Source organism: Chamaesiphon minutus PCC 6605 (genome assembly GCF_000317145.1).
GTDB lineage: Bacteria > Cyanobacteriota > Cyanobacteriia > Cyanobacteriales > Chamaesiphonaceae > Chamaesiphon > Chamaesiphon minutus.
The window spans coordinates 1,753,798-1,771,238 of sequence record NC_019697.1; the positions used below are offsets into that span (position 1 = coordinate 1,753,798).

The 17,441-nt window shown below is 46.7% G+C and carries 18 protein-coding genes and 2 pseudogenes; 10 read left to right on the forward strand and 10 right to left on the reverse strand.

Translation table 11 applies throughout. From position 1 onward, the window contains the following. Position 1 precedes the first annotated feature (1 nt). The 3 genes from CHA6605_RS08150 to CHA6605_RS31450 all read right to left on the reverse strand — a co-directional run bounded on the left by CHA6605_RS08150 (position 2) and on the right by CHA6605_RS31450 (position 5,197). Positions 2–1,477, reverse strand: a complete 1,476-nt coding sequence (locus tag CHA6605_RS08150) for an ATP-binding protein (RefSeq protein WP_015158998.1) — start codon at positions 1,475–1,477, stop codon at positions 2–4. Beyond that, positions 1,477–4,170 (reverse strand): TnsA endonuclease N-terminal domain-containing protein, encoded by a 2,694-nt coding sequence (locus CHA6605_RS08155; RefSeq protein WP_015158999.1) that lies wholly within the window; start codon positions 4,168–4,170, stop codon positions 1,477–1,479. The genes CHA6605_RS08150 and CHA6605_RS08155 overlap by 1 nt, the downstream gene beginning before the upstream one ends. A 124-nt stretch (positions 4,171–4,294) precedes the next feature. Further along, complete coding sequence (locus tag CHA6605_RS31450; protein WP_015159000.1) at positions 4,295–5,197, reverse strand: hypothetical protein; 903 nt, start codon at positions 5,195–5,197, stop codon at positions 4,295–4,297. Between the two features lie 411 nt (positions 5,198–5,608). Here CHA6605_RS31450 and CHA6605_RS33875 point away from each other — a divergent pair, with 411 nt between their 5' ends. Next, entirely contained in the window at positions 5,609–5,785 is a 177-nt protein-coding gene (locus CHA6605_RS33875) for a hypothetical protein (protein ID WP_157259917.1), read from the forward strand. 385 nt (positions 5,786–6,170) lie between these two features. Continuing rightward, positions 6,171–6,410 (forward strand): hypothetical protein, encoded by a 240-nt coding sequence (locus tag CHA6605_RS08170; RefSeq protein ID WP_015159001.1) that lies wholly within the window; start codon positions 6,171–6,173, stop codon positions 6,408–6,410. On the opposite strand, the gene CHA6605_RS08175 is transcribed toward CHA6605_RS08170, so the two are convergent. The 4 genes from CHA6605_RS08175 to CHA6605_RS08190 form a co-directional block, all read right to left on the reverse strand. Beyond that, positions 6,380–6,733 carry a hypothetical protein gene (locus tag CHA6605_RS08175; RefSeq protein WP_015159002.1) on the reverse strand — a complete coding sequence of 118 codons (354 nt, stop codon included), beginning with the start codon at positions 6,731–6,733 and terminating at the stop codon, positions 6,380–6,382. The genes CHA6605_RS08170 and CHA6605_RS08175 overlap by 31 nt on opposite strands. 114 nt (positions 6,734–6,847) lie before the next feature. Continuing rightward, positions 6,848–7,426: a cation diffusion facilitator family transporter gene (locus tag CHA6605_RS08180; RefSeq protein ID WP_086936195.1), complete on the reverse strand. Its 579-nt coding sequence runs from the start codon at positions 7,424–7,426 to the stop codon at positions 6,848–6,850. Positions 7,427–7,516: 90 nt separating this feature from the next. Continuing rightward, a complete protein-coding gene (locus CHA6605_RS08185) occupies positions 7,517–8,440 on the reverse strand; it encodes a vitamin K epoxide reductase family protein (protein ID WP_015159003.1) in 924 nt (307 codons plus the stop codon). Positions 8,441–8,507: 67 nt separating this feature from the next. Further along, on the reverse strand, positions 8,508–10,685 hold the full coding sequence (locus tag CHA6605_RS08190; protein ID WP_015159004.1) for a heavy metal translocating P-type ATPase: 2,178 nt from the start codon (positions 10,683–10,685) through the stop codon (positions 8,508–8,510). Between the two features lie 141 nt (positions 10,686–10,826). On the opposite strand from CHA6605_RS08190, the gene CHA6605_RS08195 reads away from it, so the two are divergent. Continuing rightward, positions 10,827–11,228, forward strand: a complete 402-nt coding sequence (locus tag CHA6605_RS08195) for an ArsR/SmtB family transcription factor (protein ID WP_015159005.1) — start codon at positions 10,827–10,829, stop codon at positions 11,226–11,228. Between the two features lie 138 nt (positions 11,229–11,366). Here the strand turns inward: CHA6605_RS08195 and CHA6605_RS08200 are convergent, their stop codons facing one another. From CHA6605_RS08200 to CHA6605_RS37185, 3 genes and pseudogenes are all read right to left on the reverse strand, one after another. Beyond that, the gene (locus CHA6605_RS08200) at positions 11,367–11,996 is read right to left on the reverse strand and encodes a cation efflux transmembrane domain-containing protein (RefSeq protein WP_015159006.1); all 630 of its coding nucleotides are present in this window, start codon (positions 11,994–11,996) and stop codon (positions 11,367–11,369) included. 96 nt (positions 11,997–12,092) lie between these two features. Continuing rightward, positions 12,093–12,533: a hypothetical protein gene (locus CHA6605_RS08205; protein ID WP_015159007.1), complete on the reverse strand. Its 441-nt coding sequence runs from the start codon at positions 12,531–12,533 to the stop codon at positions 12,093–12,095. A gap of 119 nt (positions 12,534–12,652) precedes the next feature. Beyond that, positions 12,653–12,805: pseudogene (locus CHA6605_RS37185) on the reverse strand (IS6 family transposase); the annotation flags it as partial. A gap of 142 nt (positions 12,806–12,947) precedes the next feature. On the opposite strand from CHA6605_RS37185, the gene CHA6605_RS08210 reads away from it, so the two are divergent. The 7 genes and pseudogenes from CHA6605_RS08210 to CHA6605_RS08235 all read left to right on the forward strand — a co-directional run bounded on the left by CHA6605_RS08210 (position 12,948) and on the right by CHA6605_RS08235 (position 17,417). Further along, positions 12,948–13,292, forward strand: coding sequence for an ArsR/SmtB family transcription factor (locus CHA6605_RS08210; RefSeq protein WP_015159009.1), 345 nt, complete (start codon positions 12,948–12,950; stop codon positions 13,290–13,292). 2 nt (positions 13,293–13,294) lie between these two features. Then, the gene (locus CHA6605_RS33880) at positions 13,295–13,432 is read left to right on the forward strand and encodes a hypothetical protein (protein ID WP_157259919.1); all 138 of its coding nucleotides are present in this window, start codon (positions 13,295–13,297) and stop codon (positions 13,430–13,432) included. A gap of 16 nt (positions 13,433–13,448) precedes the next feature. Further along, on the forward strand, positions 13,449–14,015 hold the full coding sequence (locus CHA6605_RS08215) for a cation-translocating P-type ATPase (RefSeq protein ID WP_198288455.1): 567 nt from the start codon (positions 13,449–13,451) through the stop codon (positions 14,013–14,015). Between the two features lie 193 nt (positions 14,016–14,208). Next, the gene (locus CHA6605_RS08220) at positions 14,209–14,847 is read left to right on the forward strand and encodes a peroxiredoxin (RefSeq protein ID WP_015159010.1); all 639 of its coding nucleotides are present in this window, start codon (positions 14,209–14,211) and stop codon (positions 14,845–14,847) included. Positions 14,848–15,239: 392 nt separating this feature from the next. Further along, positions 15,240–15,590 (forward strand): annotated as a pseudogene (locus tag CHA6605_RS08225) (MBL fold metallo-hydrolase); the annotation flags it as partial. A 25-nt stretch (positions 15,591–15,615) separates the two neighbouring features. Next, entirely contained in the window at positions 15,616–16,317 is a 702-nt protein-coding gene (locus tag CHA6605_RS08230) for a cytochrome b/b6 domain-containing protein (RefSeq protein ID WP_315874941.1), read from the forward strand. Between the two features lie 140 nt (positions 16,318–16,457). Beyond that, positions 16,458–17,417 carry a cation diffusion facilitator family transporter gene (locus CHA6605_RS08235; RefSeq protein ID WP_015159012.1) on the forward strand — a complete coding sequence of 320 codons (960 nt, stop codon included), beginning with the start codon at positions 16,458–16,460 and terminating at the stop codon, positions 17,415–17,417. Positions 17,418–17,441: the final 24 nt, after the last annotated feature.

A 17,441-nucleotide genomic window follows, 5' to 3' on the forward strand; every position in this document is an offset into this window, starting at 1 on the left:
CTCAGCCAACTGGATCTCGCTGTGGATTGCGCTGTCCGACACGCCTTGAGGTTTTTTTCTTAACTGGTTCGACTACAGGTAGCGGAATTTCAGCCCCAAGCAGATCTACTGCCAGATCGCTGGTAGTGACATTCAAAGTTTCTGGGACTGTCTCTGAGACTGGGACTGTCTCTGGGACTGGCTTTGGTGCAGTAACAGCCTTTTTACTCCTTCTTTTCTTAGGCGGGACAGGTTCAATGACAGTCTCGACAGTCTCGACAGTCTCGACAGATGCCATCACTGATTCAGTAGTTGACGGAGTTGACGGAGCAGAACGCTTCTTCCTCGGCTTTTTGGTAGGTGGTGGGACATCCTCCACAACAGTGGTTGTGGAGACAACAGACGTAGGCACAGTCGTTGATGTCATCCCAGATTGTAGCAACCGCCATAAATGGTCGCGCCGACTTTCAGAGTATCCCAATTTTTGTTCGCCCTCAATCGCATCCAGAGCCATCCGTTCGCATTGAGACAAAGATAGAGCATGTTCTTCTAGTCGCCCAGCCGTCAAAGTGTCACTCCCATCGCGGATAGCTGCCGCCACCGCCCGAATCAACCAGTCCTTGAGCACACCAATACAGCCAATCGAACGTTCGTAAAAATAGAACCAATGCTGCATTAAAGCAGGGATATCAGTCGTGAGTGGAACTTGCTTGAGCAGTGCCAATAACACCCCCTGAAAATCCTGACGGTCTTGCTCGTGTTGAAACAGATAACGCGGAAAATGCAGATCCAAACCCCGCCGCGATGCTTGACCACTTAAATTGCGAAAATTCAACAGTTCGTAAGTCCCAATCAGAATGTGCAGCACCCCAGTCACATTCGTCATCGATTTAATCCAGTCCAATTGGTCGAGCAGTTTACCGCCACTGGCTCCACTACCTATTTTCATCAGATGTTGGGCTTCGTCGAGAATAACGGCTCTTACTCCCCGCTTGGACATTGCTGCTTCAAGCGCATGACGCAGTTCGGGAGAATCATTAAATTGGGTAGCTTTGCTCCGTCCCCGTCCTTTCTTCTCAATCGTTTGTTCGGTATCGATATCAACCAACAGACGGCGTTCGTAGAAAGGTTCTCCTAACAGCTTTAGAGCAGTGCGATAGTAATCCGCTCGGTTGAAAGCTCCGCCATCCGGTGGACGTGTTTCTAGCAGCAATAAAGGCACTGGCTCAGAACTACCATGACGATAGCTAGATCGATCTGTCGTCGCTGCTGGTAAAATCTCATTTAACCGTCGCGAAATTTGACGAATCATCGTCGTTTTACCCACACCAGAAGGGCCATAGATCAGCACATGAGCAAATCCAGCGGGTTCTTGAATGGCTTGCATCAACACCTTATCTACTTGGAGTAGTTGAGGATGTGAAACAGCATATTCTTTAAAGTGATTCAGCTTGGATGTTAATTCCAGCGTCAGATCGACAGTCACAACATCCTTCATTAACGGTACTCCTCGAACAACGGGATTTGGGATAGATCTAAGACCAAAGCTGGATTAGGTTGAATGGGAGCAAGGGTTTGAAGACTGGGAGCGCACGGTTGTGTTTGTGTCTGTGCCTGGATTTGGATCTGTGGAGCAGACGACGATTTTTGTCCGAGTGAATTGAGAACGTTTTGCCCCTCTAAATCTCGCAAACGTTGCAGCAGCAGAGCCTCATGAGCGGTGACATTACTGAGGAAATCAGCCAACCGTTTAGCCGAAATAGTAGTGGGAGTCTGGGTAAGTTTGGCTTGCTGTTTGATTTCGAGCGAAGCCAACAGCAGTTCTCGTTCGCTGCGTCCTGAGAAAACGCTGTAATATTGCGAGATGCACTTGACCCACCGCCCTTGAACGTAAGCATAAGCCACACCCAAATCAAAAGGGTCATAGCGCACAGACACTTTCGTTCGTTCGACTTCAGGATGGCGGAAAGCATCGCTCCAATAGTAGAGGTAATTGAGTTTAATCCCCTTTCCTGGCTGGACTAAAGCTTGTCCCGAACGCGGACTGGGGTGAGTGGCGAGGATAAAGTCTTCGTCATAGGCAATCCGCCGATGTAGTCGCTCTCCTGCGTTCATCTCTCCTTGCTCGTAGGCACTCTGGGGTGACATCGATAAGGCTGGGTGTTCGTTTTGGTCGTAAACAACATAGGCATACTCGACTAAATAGGTGTATAAATCGCCTAATGTCCATAGGGCATGTTGTTTGGGGTTAACTGCTTTGGTAATTTCTCGCACTTGTTTGGTCGCTTGGGTATTTCCTAACAAGTTGAAGATTAACTGGGTATTGGTAGTCCCAAACAGTCGCTCAATCACGCTACCAAAGCGGGGCTTGGCTCCCGGACGAGTCTTCTTGGTACAGTGGTACCGTGCGAGCAAGGTGTCGAAATAGACGCTGTGAAACTCTTTCCCTCCATCGACCACGATGGCTTGCGGGAAGCGACCGAACCGTTGGACGCAGATGCGAATTGCCATCATGCAGGAGCGATAGCTGGGTGGGTCGAAGGTTAGATAGATGGCGAGGATGCGGCGGGAATAGGCATCTACCATCAGCGTCAGCCACGGGCGACCCAACAATCTTCCTGTTGTCGCCGAACGCAATTCTAGATCGAGTTGAGTATGGTCGATATGAACGATTCCCAAGGGGCGGTCGCCGTGGCGAGGGGTGCTATAAGTTAGTTCCCAATACCAAGGTTGGTGGCGATAGGCAGCTTTAGAGCCTTTGCGCTTTTCAGTCTGCTCGTGAATCGGTCGTTGTTGAAGCCGAGCGTAAAAAGTACACCGCGACAGTGAGGGAATGCCCTGCTGTTCGCAAGCTCGTTGGTATGCTCGATAGACTGAAGCGGCGGGTGCTTGAGTTGGGGTTTCAAACCGCTCGGTAATAAAGGTGTTGAGTAATTCACTGGCTGCGGTTGGGGCTTTGGCTGTGCGGTTCCCCCTTGCTTGGGTTCTGGGGAGCAGTCCGACATAGCCGCAACCGTATTTAAGTTCTGCTGCTCGAAACTGCTTCAACCATCGGCCCAGAGTGCGCTTGGAGATATCATCTGCTACAGTTCCAGCCATGACTGCTTCAAACCGTTGGTTAGCGGCTCGGAGATCGCTCGGAGATGCTTCCGCCATCAGTGCCATCACCTCTGGATTCGTTGCTCCTGCTGCTTCAGGAAAGCTAATCGCTCCGCCATCGAGGAGTTGGTAAAAGAAGGCGGAAGATATTTGCAGTGGCTGACCGATTTCTGGGAGCAAGGTTGTGGTTGTCTCTCCCAGATTCACTAATGTCCAAAGTCTGCCATCCCAGCGCAGGCGAGTGTTGGCAACTAGTGGTGGCAGTGCAGTAGCGGCGATAGATGTAGCTGTTTGATGCTGTCCACTCTGGCTATAAGTGTCGTAAGTTGGGCGGTCTGGATATAGCCTTACTCGTTCGTGCTGCACGAGCGGAACCTTGGACAGCGGGACGTAAAGGTGGTCGAGGACAAGCATTACATAGACATCGTTAGCACAGAGCTGCGATTCTGATGCTAATAGATTGGCTAAAGTGATGCCTGGTGAGGTTTTTACTATCTCTTTCACCCGTGCCAGCATCAACGGATTTCTGTCTGCTGTAAAGCTGAGGTAGTCTTCTAAAAAGATTAAGTTCTGGATGTAGATGGCATCTAATGAGGCATCAGTGCGAACGTGATACTCAAGACCCAATGGAGAAGCATAAGCCGATCCTGGCGGGCATCGCCACGAGCCATCGGCGGCTATCTGATAGCGGGTGGGGTATTTTTCACTCAGTTTCTCCAGTTCGGCTTCGGTTTTCCATTCCACCCAGGCGGCATTATCCGCGCTCAGAACAAAGAAGTCTGGCGTGTGATAGTGACCGATCTTGCGCCCAGACTTGTTGGTGTATTGAATTTTAAAGCTGGAGGGTTGGTCGTAATACTCTAGAACATGGGGGTCGTGTTCCATTAAGTAGATCGCCCACAATTCCACTTTGTGGCTTTCAAATTGGATGGTCAGCCCCATTTTTTGCGAAGGGTAGGTGCCACTGACGTTAGAGGCTCGTCCTTGGACGCGACGGCTTGGCGGAGCCGACCGGATCGAAGAAATCGATTCGACAGTCGCTGCTGGCAGTTTGAGTGTTTGACACCATCGTTCAAATTCTCTTGGGTTCAAGTTGAATACTCCTTGGAGTCAACCATATCTTGGCTGAGAGTTCTTGAAAATTGTCATTTTTAGCGATGTTAGCACACAATTCTCAAAAAGAACTCATTGCCTTATTATGATTGAAATTTGGTACTTAATGCCAAGTTATGATTGAAAACTCGATTCGATCGATCGCCTGAAACGACGTGTTTTCGTTATTACGAAGCCAATTTATGGTTGACGACTGCGCCAATTTATGCCGGAAGTCACAATTCCGCTTATTAAAACTCGGATCGAAATGGATACCTAAATCTGTCCGCGCAGTTTCAAATCGCGGGAAAACTGCAATAAAAGTCTTGCCAACTTCAGGAATAGTCCCAGGCACAATTTGACCGTTAACTGTATACAAACCATCCTGAAGCGGTGCAGCAATGTCGGGGAGAGATCGATCTCTATTTTGACTACCTGCTGTACCAGATGTTGCCTTAAATCTTTGATAGATTATCCCATTTCGATAAACTTCTAAGATATGAATTGGATTACCGAGATCGTTAGTTCTATTACTCGGATCTTTGACTAATCGTAGATAGTTACCACGGAAAGGTGATGGAGATACTGCGGCAATTCTGCGGTTAGAGTTAGACTGTAGTTTGTTACTAGCACCAGTTATCTTTGCATTAACTGTTGCTAGCTCCGCAGCTACTGTACTGTTGCGGCTAGAGCTAGATTTAACTTTAAGAGATGGTGCTGTTGTTACCGCATTCTGGATCGAAATAGAGCTTTGAGAACGCTTACTATTTGATGATGTCGTCGAACGATTTGGACTAGAATCAGAGCGAATTGGAATTTCCGCACTTGAATCTTGACGGTCAATTGGCACTGAAAGATTGAGATCTGTCACAGAGGGAACGGGATCTTCACTGTTGGATTCTCTAGCAGTGATACTTCGAGATCGAGCTATTTGTTCGGCACTAACAGGTGCAACGAGGCTCAAAGTCGAAGTAAATAATGGCAGCGCGATCGCTGTCAATAAGCATTTTAAAGTTGATGGCTTCATCTTGAAAATGTACAAATATGACGATAATTTTATAAAGCTATTTGGTTTCTAGTATTTTCTAGAATCAGCTAAGTCAGAATGGTGGATACTTGTATATTCAAAGATTTAATCTACGATCCGGATCTTTTCAATGTATTTTGTCCGATCTAATTTACTATCTAAAAATCTATAAGGTAAGGATCGGCGATCCTTACTAAGTCAGAACACCTGTTAATATTAGCTACACCCATTCTGCGAGGAACAGATCCCACGATCCAAAATAATCAAATCTCTTTACCCAAAAAAGCGGCTTCGATCGCTCTCTCTACGCCTAACAATCCCTGGTTTACTACAGATTTTCCGATCGTTGAGGGCAAGCAACTACTCGAATTAACCGCCCCAGCACCCGACGGTACGCTCCAATTCACCCAAATGCTCCCAATTCGGGGTAACTATCAAATCCTGGTAAAAAATGTTACCCCAACCGATGCCAATATCGCTTCCTACCAACAAACCCTGACTCTACCTGTAGCGGAGAATGGGGTTAAATATCAAAACTTTGCCATTCTCGCTGGCATCCTGCTCGTGGTGGGTGCAACAGGTGGTTGAGTAATTGGCTCTTGTCAACCTACTCAACTAGGAGAAATCTCCCCCTCTACGCATCTATAACAAGTTAAGGTTTTCGATCGAATGTCAACATCGATATATAGCGTAGTTGTTGGTTCGATCGCACTATATGTCGAAAATCTCGATCGATAGTGCTAATATATCCGATCGCTGAATGTCCGATGAAACTGTCGATCGTTAGATTGTCAAACCTGCTTGACAATTGTAATTGAAGCTTAACTTGTCACTAATCCCTCTACCGTCAGATTATTACTCAGAGGTGCGACTCTAGCCGCGATCGCTAGTCTACTTTATATTAATGTCAGTGCAGAAATGGCTCAGTCTGTTTCTCACGAAGGGATGTCAGGGGCGATGAGCGGGATGAATCATGAGTCGAACGAGAGAACTAATTGCAACTAAGCCAACAGTAACTCAAGCGGGGATTAAAGTGGCTCTGAGTGGCGACGCTGATTCAGCGGTAGATAAATCGGCGAGACTCCAGTTACAAGTTACAGACGCTCAAACCAATCAACCGATCGCCGCTGCTGTTAAAATTAGTGCGATCGCCACAGAGGGCGAGTTGAGAAACATCTTTCATCAACCTATTGGTGCCAACATGCGTAACTGACGTAAGGAACGAATACAAGCGGGACAATCGCAACCAAATAGCTTGATCGCACCATCGCTTTCTTCATCCGAGAAATTCATAAAGCCATCGGGATTGCTAGCAATAGCATTTGCCTTGGCGAGAAGTTCGGGTTTAATCGTGCGATCGGGTTTTAATTCGCTAGCTCTGACACATACCAGTTTTGCATGTGCAGAGACGCAAAACTTACCGCCTGGTTCTTGGTAAGAGACTCCACCAGCTAAAGCCGTTTCGATCTTAATTAACGGTAAGACGATCGTTAAAACGCTAGGAGCTGTAAGTAGTAAAAGTTTAAGTTTGTTCATGTGATAATTATACCCAAAAGTGTTGTTTTAGAGAGTAGTTGAAATTAAAGTAAAATGAATTTACTCGATTTGCGATCGTCAAACCATATTTTTTGGGGGTGGATAACTTGAATCTTATCGGAGCATCTGCCATGCCGATTTAATCAGCGACAGCGCACTCAAGCTAATGATTAGTACCATTAGTAAACTAGCGGCTGCATCCGCCCACAGCCAATCGAACAAATATATCACGCTAGCCGCCACAAGCGTACTCAAAGCACTAGTCGCATCTACAAAACCATGTAAGAAAACTCCCCGCAGGTTCAAATCTCGATGGCGATGTCGATACAATAAGTAGACTGCGAAACCGTTCGTAGCTAGGCTTAATCCAGCTACCAGCAACATTGGTAAAGAAGCTACCGATTCGGTAGTTTGTAGGTGTTTCACTGCTTCCTGGGCAATTAAGAGCGCGATTGCGCCTAAGGCAATCCCATGAATTAACCCAATCCAAGCCTTTAATCGCCGCTCGGTACGGGTGGTACGATCTAATGGCTGACGTTGTACTACCCATGCAGCAATGAAAGTTAGTCCTAACGTCAATAGATCTGCAAATAAATGTCCCGCTCCGGCTAATAGCGATAGGCTATGACTCCAGATCGCCGTTACTAATTCGATCGAGAACAACGCAATCCGCAAGCCTAAAATAATCCACATTAAAGATTTTTTAGGCTGGATACAATTGATGTCTAGGTGATTCACTAGTGTATTATTTATTCCAAATCGACAACGAGAACGCTTTGAACTTTAGTGTTCATCTTTGTCTAAAATATTTTTAAAATTAGTTGCGCCTCGATAGCCGGATAACTCAGCTAATTTAGCGAGGGTTTGAACTCCTAAGAATGATTTATCGCCAATTTTCCAAGTTGGATAGCTTTGAATTTTCTGCTCTATACAGATATTAGTTTGACTTCTTTTATCGGGTTTAGTGCATTCAATATAAGGAATGGAATCAATTGCTTCCTTCCCAAAAAGCTGTTTCTGACGGTGGCAATGATCGCACAAAAACGATCCATAAAATTTTGCACCTGCCCGATCGAGATGTTTGGCAAGTTCGATTTCGGCAGTACCAGCAGTGGTGGTAATTGGCATTCCCATCAATCCAGCATTAGCGATTGGTTTATTCACATTGGCATAAACCCCTAATGTCCCGACTAGAACGATGATGGCAACAACGCCGCCGTTAAAAACTAGCTGTCCGATATCTTGCCACTCTCTACCGACGATCGATAGGATAAATAGCGTCGTGGCAAACAGGGCAGAAGCCACGCAATAAATACAAACAGCTTTAATTTGAAAAGCTAGTAAGTACATCAAATAGCCACTGAAAACTAACATGGCAGTTGCAACCATAAATAGCAATAAACCCGTCCAGCCTTCTAGTTTATTGCGGAGTTTCTTCTGCTCAGTAGAATTGATCAGTAATGGCGCGATCGCTAAGACAATAACACTGGCATAGGCAAGAAAACCAAATAACGGTAAAGGCAAGCCAAAAACTGTGGCATAAGGGCTAGAGAGGACGAGGTCGCATCCTCCCGTCGGACAAGCGGCTTGATTTCCAGTTAGCTTGGTATAGGTTAGATAAGCAGTCACACTAGCCCCAATTGAGGCAATTCCTGCCATAAGTGGGCGCGACCAACGGTAGATTAAAGGAGTCGATTTTTTACGCATAAGATTGGCTAATTTAGCTAAATAAAGTTATGATGAATCTCCATTGAAGATGCTAAGTTAATGACGATTATTTCATCACTCTAGTTGCATTAAAAATCGCGGCTAATGCCACACCGACATCAGCAAAAACAGCTTCCCACATTGTTGCCAATCCCAGTAAACCCAGTCCGATGAAAATCGCTTTAATAGTTAAAGCAAGGATAATATTCTGCATGACGATCGCGTGAGTTTTCTTACCCACTTGAATTGCTTCGGCCACCTTTGAAGGTGCATCTGTCATCAATACGATATCCGCAGTTTCAATCGCTGCATCCGAACCCAATCCACCCATTGCAATCCCCACATCCGCTCTGGCAATTACAGGCGCGTCATTAATTCCGTCTCCAACGAATGCCACCTTACCTTTCTTAGAAAATTCTCCGAGAAGTTTTTCGATCTCCTCTACCTTATCTTCTGGCAATAACTCCGCCGCAAAAGTATCGACTCCCAAAGTTTTCGCGATCCGTTTCGCTACAGCCTGGGAATCCCCCGTCAGCATCATCACTCGTTCGACACCTGCGGCTTTGAGATCGCGAATCGCCTGAACCGCATCTTCTTTAATTTCATCAGCAATAATAATGTACCCAGCATAGATCCGATCGACTGCTAAATGCACTACTGTACCCTCAACATTACAGGTATCATGAGTAATGTTTTCGCGGTGCATCAATCGATCGTTACCCGCTAGAACGAGCTTTCCTTCAATCGTCGCCTGAATCCCATGAGCGGCAATTTCAGTATAATTTGAGATATTCGATTCATTAATGGGTTGCCCGTAAGCTGTGCAAATCGATTTGGCGATCGGATGGTTAGAATTTGCTTCCGCCTCGGCTGCAATGCGTAACAACCGATCTTGCTTAAACCCATTGTAGGGGACGATTTCTGTTACTTTAAATACGCCCTTAGTCAGCGTCCCTGTCTTATCAAACGCGATCGCTTTAACTCCAGCTAAAGTATCTAAGAAAGTCGATCCCTTCACCAAAATTCCCCGTTTAGCCGCTCCACCAATGCCCCCAAAATAACCCAATGGAATACTAATTACCAATCCACACGGACAAGAAATTACTAGTATCACCAGAGCGCGATATACCCATTCAGCGTGCGTTGCACCTGGAATTACCAACGGTGGAATTAAGGCTACTAGTAGCGACGAAATTACCACAATCGGCGTATAACGACGGGCGAATTTAGTAATGAATTTCTCAGTTTCGGCTTTTTTCGCACTCGCGTTTTCAACCAAATCGAGAATTCGCGAGATTGACGACTCCCCAAATAATTTAGTAACGGTGACAGTTAATAACCCAGTTTGATTAATCGTTCCAGCTAATACAGTTTCACCCACATTCACCGTGCGCGGCACTGATTCGCCCGTTAATGCCGATGTATCGACTTGAGAGTTACCTTCGACGATCTCACCGTCCAAGGGCACTTTCTCCCCTGGCTTAATAATAATTGTATCGCCGACTTTTACCCGTTTTGGTGAAACGACTTCAATCCCATTAGCTGTTTTGAGATTGGCAGCATCGGGACGAATTTCTAGCAGGGCTGAAATCGATCGCCGCGAACGGCTGATGGCTGATTCCTGAAACAATTCCCCGACTTTGAAAAATAGCATTACGCCTACAGCTTCAGGTAGCTTATGAATCGCGATCGCTCCCACAGTCGCGATCGTCATCAGGAAGTTTTCATCAAACACTTGTCCGCGTAAAATATTTCGTCCGGCTGTAGTCAATACCGTCCAGCCACTTAATAAATAAGCTGGGATAAATACTAAATATTCCCCGATCGAATAGGGTGTATTGTGCAGTGTTTCCTCAAAGACTGAACCCAACACAAATAGGGCAATTACAACCCCAACTAATATACCTTCACGTTTGAGGCTAAACCCTTCCCCACCACGATCGTGCCCGTCGTCTTCGTCGCCATCATCCTGAATACTACGATCGTGGCTGCTCTGTATAGCTGAAGACTCAGACTTTTCTGTTTCGATCTTATAACCTAACGCTGTCACTCGTTGCTTAATATCTGCTTCACTTACCCGTTTGGGGTCGTAAGTGACAATTAGCCGCCCAGTTGCCACCACCACAGATATCTCGGATACCCCTGCTAGCTTTTCTAGACTGCCTTCAATCTTCATCGCACAGCTCGTGCAGTCCATGCCACCAACTTGCAGCCGTTGGGTTGTGAGCGCGGGTTCTTGATTCATATCTGTTGTGGCGAATGTAGAACTAGTATCTTAAATTGTAGACCAAAATCATAATACCTGAAAGTATATTCAAATGTATAATGATTTTCACTATTGCCGCTATAATTTAAAGAGAGTCAATCATCTTCACCTAAACTTTTCATGACCGAGCAGGAATATTCCAGTAAATCGATCGACAATGCTCAGGCACCCAGTTGTGACGCTCGATTGATACACTTAGATAATGTCCGTCAACTGCAATTAGAAATTCTGCCAATGGCTCAAGCGCAACGCAGGGCAGAATTATTTAATGTCTTGGCAGATCCCAATCGGTTGCGGTTGCTCTCAGCATTAGCCGATCGAGAACTGTGTGTCTGCGATTTGGCTGCGGGTTTGAAAATGGGCGAGTCGGCGGTATCTCATCAGTTACGAGTATTGAAATCGATGCGAATGGTCAATTACCGCAAGGAAGGGCGGAATGTCTACTATAGTTTGGCAGATAGTCAGGCGATCGACTTGCACAAGTCGATTTGCGCGCAGTTATCAAGTTCTCAACTGCTCTAAAATCTCACCCAGACTATCTTAGCGGTTGAGCCATCCTGAGAATGTGTACAGTGACTTTTTATTTGTCGTGAAGACACAAAGGAAAATTTAGCTGAAGCTCTAACGTTTGTTTCTTTGCGCTCTTTTGTCTGATGTAGCTCATTGCCTTGCTCCGGAGCGCGACTCTCGTGCAGCATCTCGCAGAATATCAATTCCACCTTTCACGGCGATCGCGGCGATTGCAACACCGACGACCAGATCGGGCCACGGTTGCTCGATCCAGGCAACTAAACCACCAGCGACCAGAATGCCCAAGTTAGAGACAAAGTCGTTGATGCTGAAGGTCTGGGCTGCACGGAGGTTGACATCGGCATTTTTTAGGGGCTTCAGCAGTTTGAGGCTAAGCAGATTGATTGCCGTCGAAATCACGCTCATTCCAATCATGACGATTCCAGTAGGCTCACTGCCTGTCATGACACGACGGATTGCATCGCCTAAAACGCCAATTGCAAAGATGATTAGAAGTACACCCGATACACGCGCTGCGAAAACTTTCAGCTTGGGCGATCGCCCGATCGCGAAAAGGCTGATTGCGTAGACAGCACTGTCAGATAGGTTGTCCAGGGCATTAGCGATCAAACCACTAGAGTTACCCAGTAAGCCAGTTATGAATAGTGAAATCGACAGTAGCAGATTCAATCCCAGAACCTGAAATAGAACGCGACGCTTTCGGCGTGTCGTCGCATCAACAGTTTTGTCTTTGTTTGAGTCGTTAGTTACTTTGCTCATAATGATTCTGGATGTAAGGATGTTTGCCTGTGTGTAAAGCGCGGAATCAAACTACCTGTGTGTTTCATGTACTCATGGTACCGATCGCCGAACGTTTCAATCATCATTGCTTCTTCTTCGGGAACCCGTAGAACAACGATTAGCAATATCAATAGGGTTCCAATTAGTCCGGGCGGCTTCAAACCATTGCCCTAAAATGACAGATCCCAGAGTGGTAAACGCCATTGATGCTTCAATGCCAATCTCCCGTTCTTCCATAAATTCTTCCCAACCTTCTTGTGCCCAGTAATAAGCTCCAATCAAAATAGCTAGCCCGAAAATGCTAGAGGGGACGTAAACTGGAATCTGAAACTGGCTGACTACCCAGCCTGTGACCAGTAACGCACCCGCAATCAACGCATTCCGAATGGGAGGAAACGCATACCAAAGACCCTCAAACCCTTTTACGTCGTCATCATCAACGTCATGGTCGGTATCGTGATTACGGTTATCAGACCGCCGTAACTGGAGTGCTTTCCGTTCTTCGTCTGAAGACATGGCATCACCCTTGAAAGTTCACAAGCAGCACATCACTAAATCATGATATGTTAATTTCAGTGAACGATCAAGGCGCGTCGGGTGAAATGATGTATTCTCGTTAAGAAATTTATTGATATGAAAAGGGTCGTATGGTCTACCTCTACCCCTCGTTCAAGCATCATTTCCTCTAAATCCCAGTAGCTCAATGCATAGCGACAATACCAGCGGACATTGAGCAGAATGACATCCGGTAAAAAGTGACACCATTTGAACGGCTGATGGCGTTTCATTGGGGGGGTTGCTCCGAGAAAGGGCTTGTATATCAAACCAGAACACCCTTATTTTTGCAACACAACCAGTTTTTGCAAGAAGTGAGAAGTTTGCCATATCAGTAGTAAGTGATACTCTGATATAAGAAACTCTTTCCAAATCATGAATCAAAACGCCCGCGCCACTGGACTGAACCTGAAAGCCAAATTATTTCGAGGTTTTTCTGACCCCTCGCGCCTCTCCATTCTGGAAGCTCTTCACAAGGGATCTTTGACAGTGACTGAGATTGTGGAAGTCACAGGGCTGAGTCAGTCCAATGTCTCCAATCATCTTAGTTGTCTACGCGATTGCAATCTTGTCTATCGGGAGCAGAAAGGCTCCTATGTTTACTATGGCTTGAGCGATGAGCGAGTAGCACGACTACTGTACCTGGCTGATGAGTTTCTAGCCGATGTGATGAAAGGAATCTACGAGTGTACTCGATATAACGTATCGGAGGAAGAATAGCCGTGACCCCAGCAAACAACGATCGAGATGCGGTAGTTGTGTTCTTCATGTATCTTGAAGAGTACGTTGAACGCTTTACAACAGAACAGGCGCGGCGTGCGGTCACCGATCTGGAATCCATTGCAATACTGTTCGGTTAGTTAGCACCACTGGCGGTTGAAACCGCCGCTAGTGGTGCAAAGTCCGCCTTCTCTGCGAGACGCTTCGCGAACGCGGACTGACAAGCTCGAAGACGATCGACTTAACCGAATAGTATTGGAATCTATTGCCTCTCGCATGGCACGGGTCGAGCGTGGTGAACAAGAGGTTGAAGTGCCGATCGCGCAGGTTGCGGTCGGTGAGATTGTTGTTGTACGTCCGGGTGAACAAATCCCAGTAGATGGAGAAGTCCTCAGTGATCAAGCAACGCTCAATCAAGCGGCGATTACAGGCGAGTCAATGCCGATCGAAGCCAGATCTAGAACAAACGTTTTTGCAGCGACTCTGGCATCGTTGGGCAGTTTACGGATTCGGGTCACTGCAATTGGAGCAGATACGACATTCGGACGGGCGATCGAACTGGTAGAGGAAGCCGAAGCCCGTCGAGCTGACGTGCAAAGGATCGCAGACAAATTCTCGGCTTATTACCTTCCAGTAGTGTTAGGGGTGGCAGCACTCACTTTTGCCGTTCGCCGCGATCCATTAGCAACCGCAGCAGTGATGTTGCATCACATCATCAGATAATGATATGATGATGTAAAAGTATTTCACTGGTCTGCGAGTTAAGGAATAAAAAACGCCTCTGGATCTTTGAATGCTTGGAAAGTAGCCAAATTGCCAGTGCCCCCAATTGGTTAAGCAGAGGCAGTGTATTGGCAAGCGTGACTAAAAATTTAGTCTGAATTTGCATTTGTTCTCATATCACAGGAGTTTTTCTATGTCTCTTCGATTAGGCGATACCGTGCCAAACTTTACTCAAGCTTCGACTGCTGGTGAAATTGATTTCTACGAGTGGGCAGGAGATAGCTGGGTTGTGTTGTTTTCCCACCCCGCTGACTTTACTCCGGTTTGTACCACAGAGTTAGGGGAAGTTGCCAAGCTTAAGCCGGAATTTGACAAACGCGGTGTGAAGGCATTAGCACTTAGCGTTGATAATGTTGAATCTCATCAAGCATGGGTGGGAGATATTGAAGAAACCCAGCATACAAACCTCAACTACCCGATTTTGGCAGATTCAGATAGAAAGGTTTCCGACCTTTACGACATGATCCACCCCAACGCCAACAATACTTTAACCGTTCGTTCGGTGTTTATTATTGACCCTAGCAAGAAACTGCGTCTGACCTTGACCTATCCGGCTAGCACGGGGCGCAATTTTGATGAGTTACTGCGGGTGATCGATTCATTGCAGCTAACAGACCATTACAGCGTGGCGACTCCCGCTAACTGGAAGGATGGTGAAGACTGTGTGATTGTTCCTTCGATTCAAGATCCGGAAGAACTGAAGCAGAAATTTCCCAAGGGCTACGAAGCGGTGAAGCCCTATCTGCGAATGACTCCTCAACCGAATAAGTAGTCTGATTCTAGGTCTCTGGGCGAAATTAGCAACCCGGTTGACATGCGTTGCTGACTCCGCCCAGATCGAGCCTGCTTGGGGTTGCTTGTCTAGCTGACCACATCACAGGGACTTCCAAGTTGCGTATGGTGAGACGTTGCAGTTAGATGGCATTGCGATTGAAGCGATTGCCACACCGGGTCATACCGACAGCCACACGGTATTGGATACCGTTTTACGATTGAAGGGCAGTAGAAAAGTAAAGAGATCGTACTCAACGAAGCGTTCAATGTTCCTCTAGAAATTTGATTGCAAATCTTTCCAAAATCTTGACTTCTGCTTCGTATAGTAAAGTCACAAACCCAGATTAAGGAGAGATTACACTATGAAAACGTTAAGTAAGGTTGCTCTAGATTTTGACCGGAGATGCTTTACTCATTCGAGGTTGTGGAAGAACCGACTTTCAGAGCGGCGATGCGGGAACATTATTTGATTCAGTCATGCAGCGGCTGTTCACGTTACCAGACAACACGCTCGTTTACCCAGCACATGACTATCGAGGTCACACCGTATCTACTATTGGCGAAGAGAAACGATGGAATTCCCGATTTGCCGAACGCGATCGCGACCAGTTCATTGAGTTCATGGCGAATCTGGGCTTGCCGATGCCTGCAAAGATGATGGAAGCGGTTCCAGCTAACGAGCGGTGTGGTAAAACTTCTGCACTTTGCCATCCCGAAACAAGTTTCTCACCTTTAAACTAAATTCGCTGCACCGATGACTAAGAAGATCTCGCCATCCCGCCCCTATCAACCTTTCCTTCTGCGTGTGTTGCATGGTCTCACAGGGCTATGCCTCATCGTCGCTATTCTGACCGCCTATTGGATCTACGACACCTATGATGGGCGCTGGGGTCGCGTTCCTCTGCCCACTTACCGAGAAATTCAAGACATCCACGGCACCTTTGGGCTGTGGACATTGCTAATATTTCCGGCATTTGTAATCTACGCCTTCCATCGGGGGCAAAAGCGGTTGATTCAGCCTGACTCGTTTGGGAAACTGGCTCAGGTGGGCAAACCCTGGTGGTACACCCTAAATCGCGTGACCAACACCCTGACCCTCTTAGCGTTAGCCTTTGCCCTGTTTAGCGGCAAGATGATGGATGAAACCTGGTTGCCTAAGGGGGAGTTAACTCAGGCTTGGTACTACGCTCATCTGATTTCGTGGGTGGTAATGGTAGGTGCGATCGCCCTACACCTGCTGATAAATGCCAAAGTAGGTGGCGCTTCACTACTGCTCTCCATGCTGACCTGGCAGTTTCGTGATAAGGATAGCCCTGCCCGCTGGCCAGTCCATCTCTCTCTCTGGTGGTCGGCTGTTCGACAGGGAGCCTGGGCGAGATGGTTCCAGCCGATAACGGGGACGATCGTCCTGGAAATAGTGCTTTTGGTGAGTACTGTGATGGCGTGGATTGCCCCTCTGGCTAAGTAGCAGCTTCAGCAGCCAAAGAAAAATTGGCGAAGGTCAATTGAACGCACCAGTTTGCTTACCATCTGCATCACCCAAGTGCCATAGACTTCTCATCCAGCAAACAGGGCTAATGATTCATTTTTTACTAGAGCGTGAATATTATGATTTCTTCTGGTAAGGCTACTGAAAGCTATCACTCAATTGCCGAGGAAAACCTCGCTAATTCCGCTTCAGACGATTCAAAGGTCATATCAAGTCAACTAAAGATGCGGCTCCTTTGGATCGTTTTGGGGCTGCGGAGTAGCCTATTTCTCTTTGTCTTGACGATCGGGTTTTGGACTCATAGCCTATCGTTATTGGCTAGCTCTGGCGATATGTTTTCCGACATGGTTGCCATCAGCCTGACGCTAGGTGCAACGGCATTGGCACAACGTCCTGCTACGAAGACGGCAACATTTGGGTATCGACGAATTGAAATTTTGGTGGCATTGCTCAACGGGCTGGGAATTATTGCAATTTCTGCCCTAACAACGTGGGAAGCGATCGGTCAATTTCAAGAGCCAGATCCCATTCGAGGGCTACCCATGCTAGTTACAGCAGGTGTGAGCCTGGTTTTTAACAGCATTATTATTCGTCTTCTGCATGATGAGAGCAGTCATGACCTGAACTTGAAGGGGGCTTTCCTCCGTATCCTTGCCGACACCGCTGGTTCTATCAGTGTAATTTTAGCGGCTTTAGGCATTTACTACTTCAACTGGCTATGGGCAGACGCTGGGGCAAGTTTGCTAGTTGCTGCATTTTTGTGCATTAGTGCAGTTCCTCTAGTAATGGATAGTCTAAGGATTTTGCTGGAATTTGCCCCTCACTCACTTGATGTAACTGCGATTGAAGTTGCCTTGCATTCCTTTCCGGGAGTGTGCCAAGTGGAGAAGCTCAATGTTTGGACAATCACGTCCGATCGAATTGCGCTCAATGCTCATTTGGCGGTGAAATTGATGACTATCGAGGAGCGTGACCAGTTGCTGAATCAACTACAAACTTATCTGAATCAAGAATTTGGTATTTATGAGCTAACCTTGCAACTTACTGCATTTCAGGAGTGCGATCGCGATGAACCCTAATCGAATAAGCAACAGGGAACAACA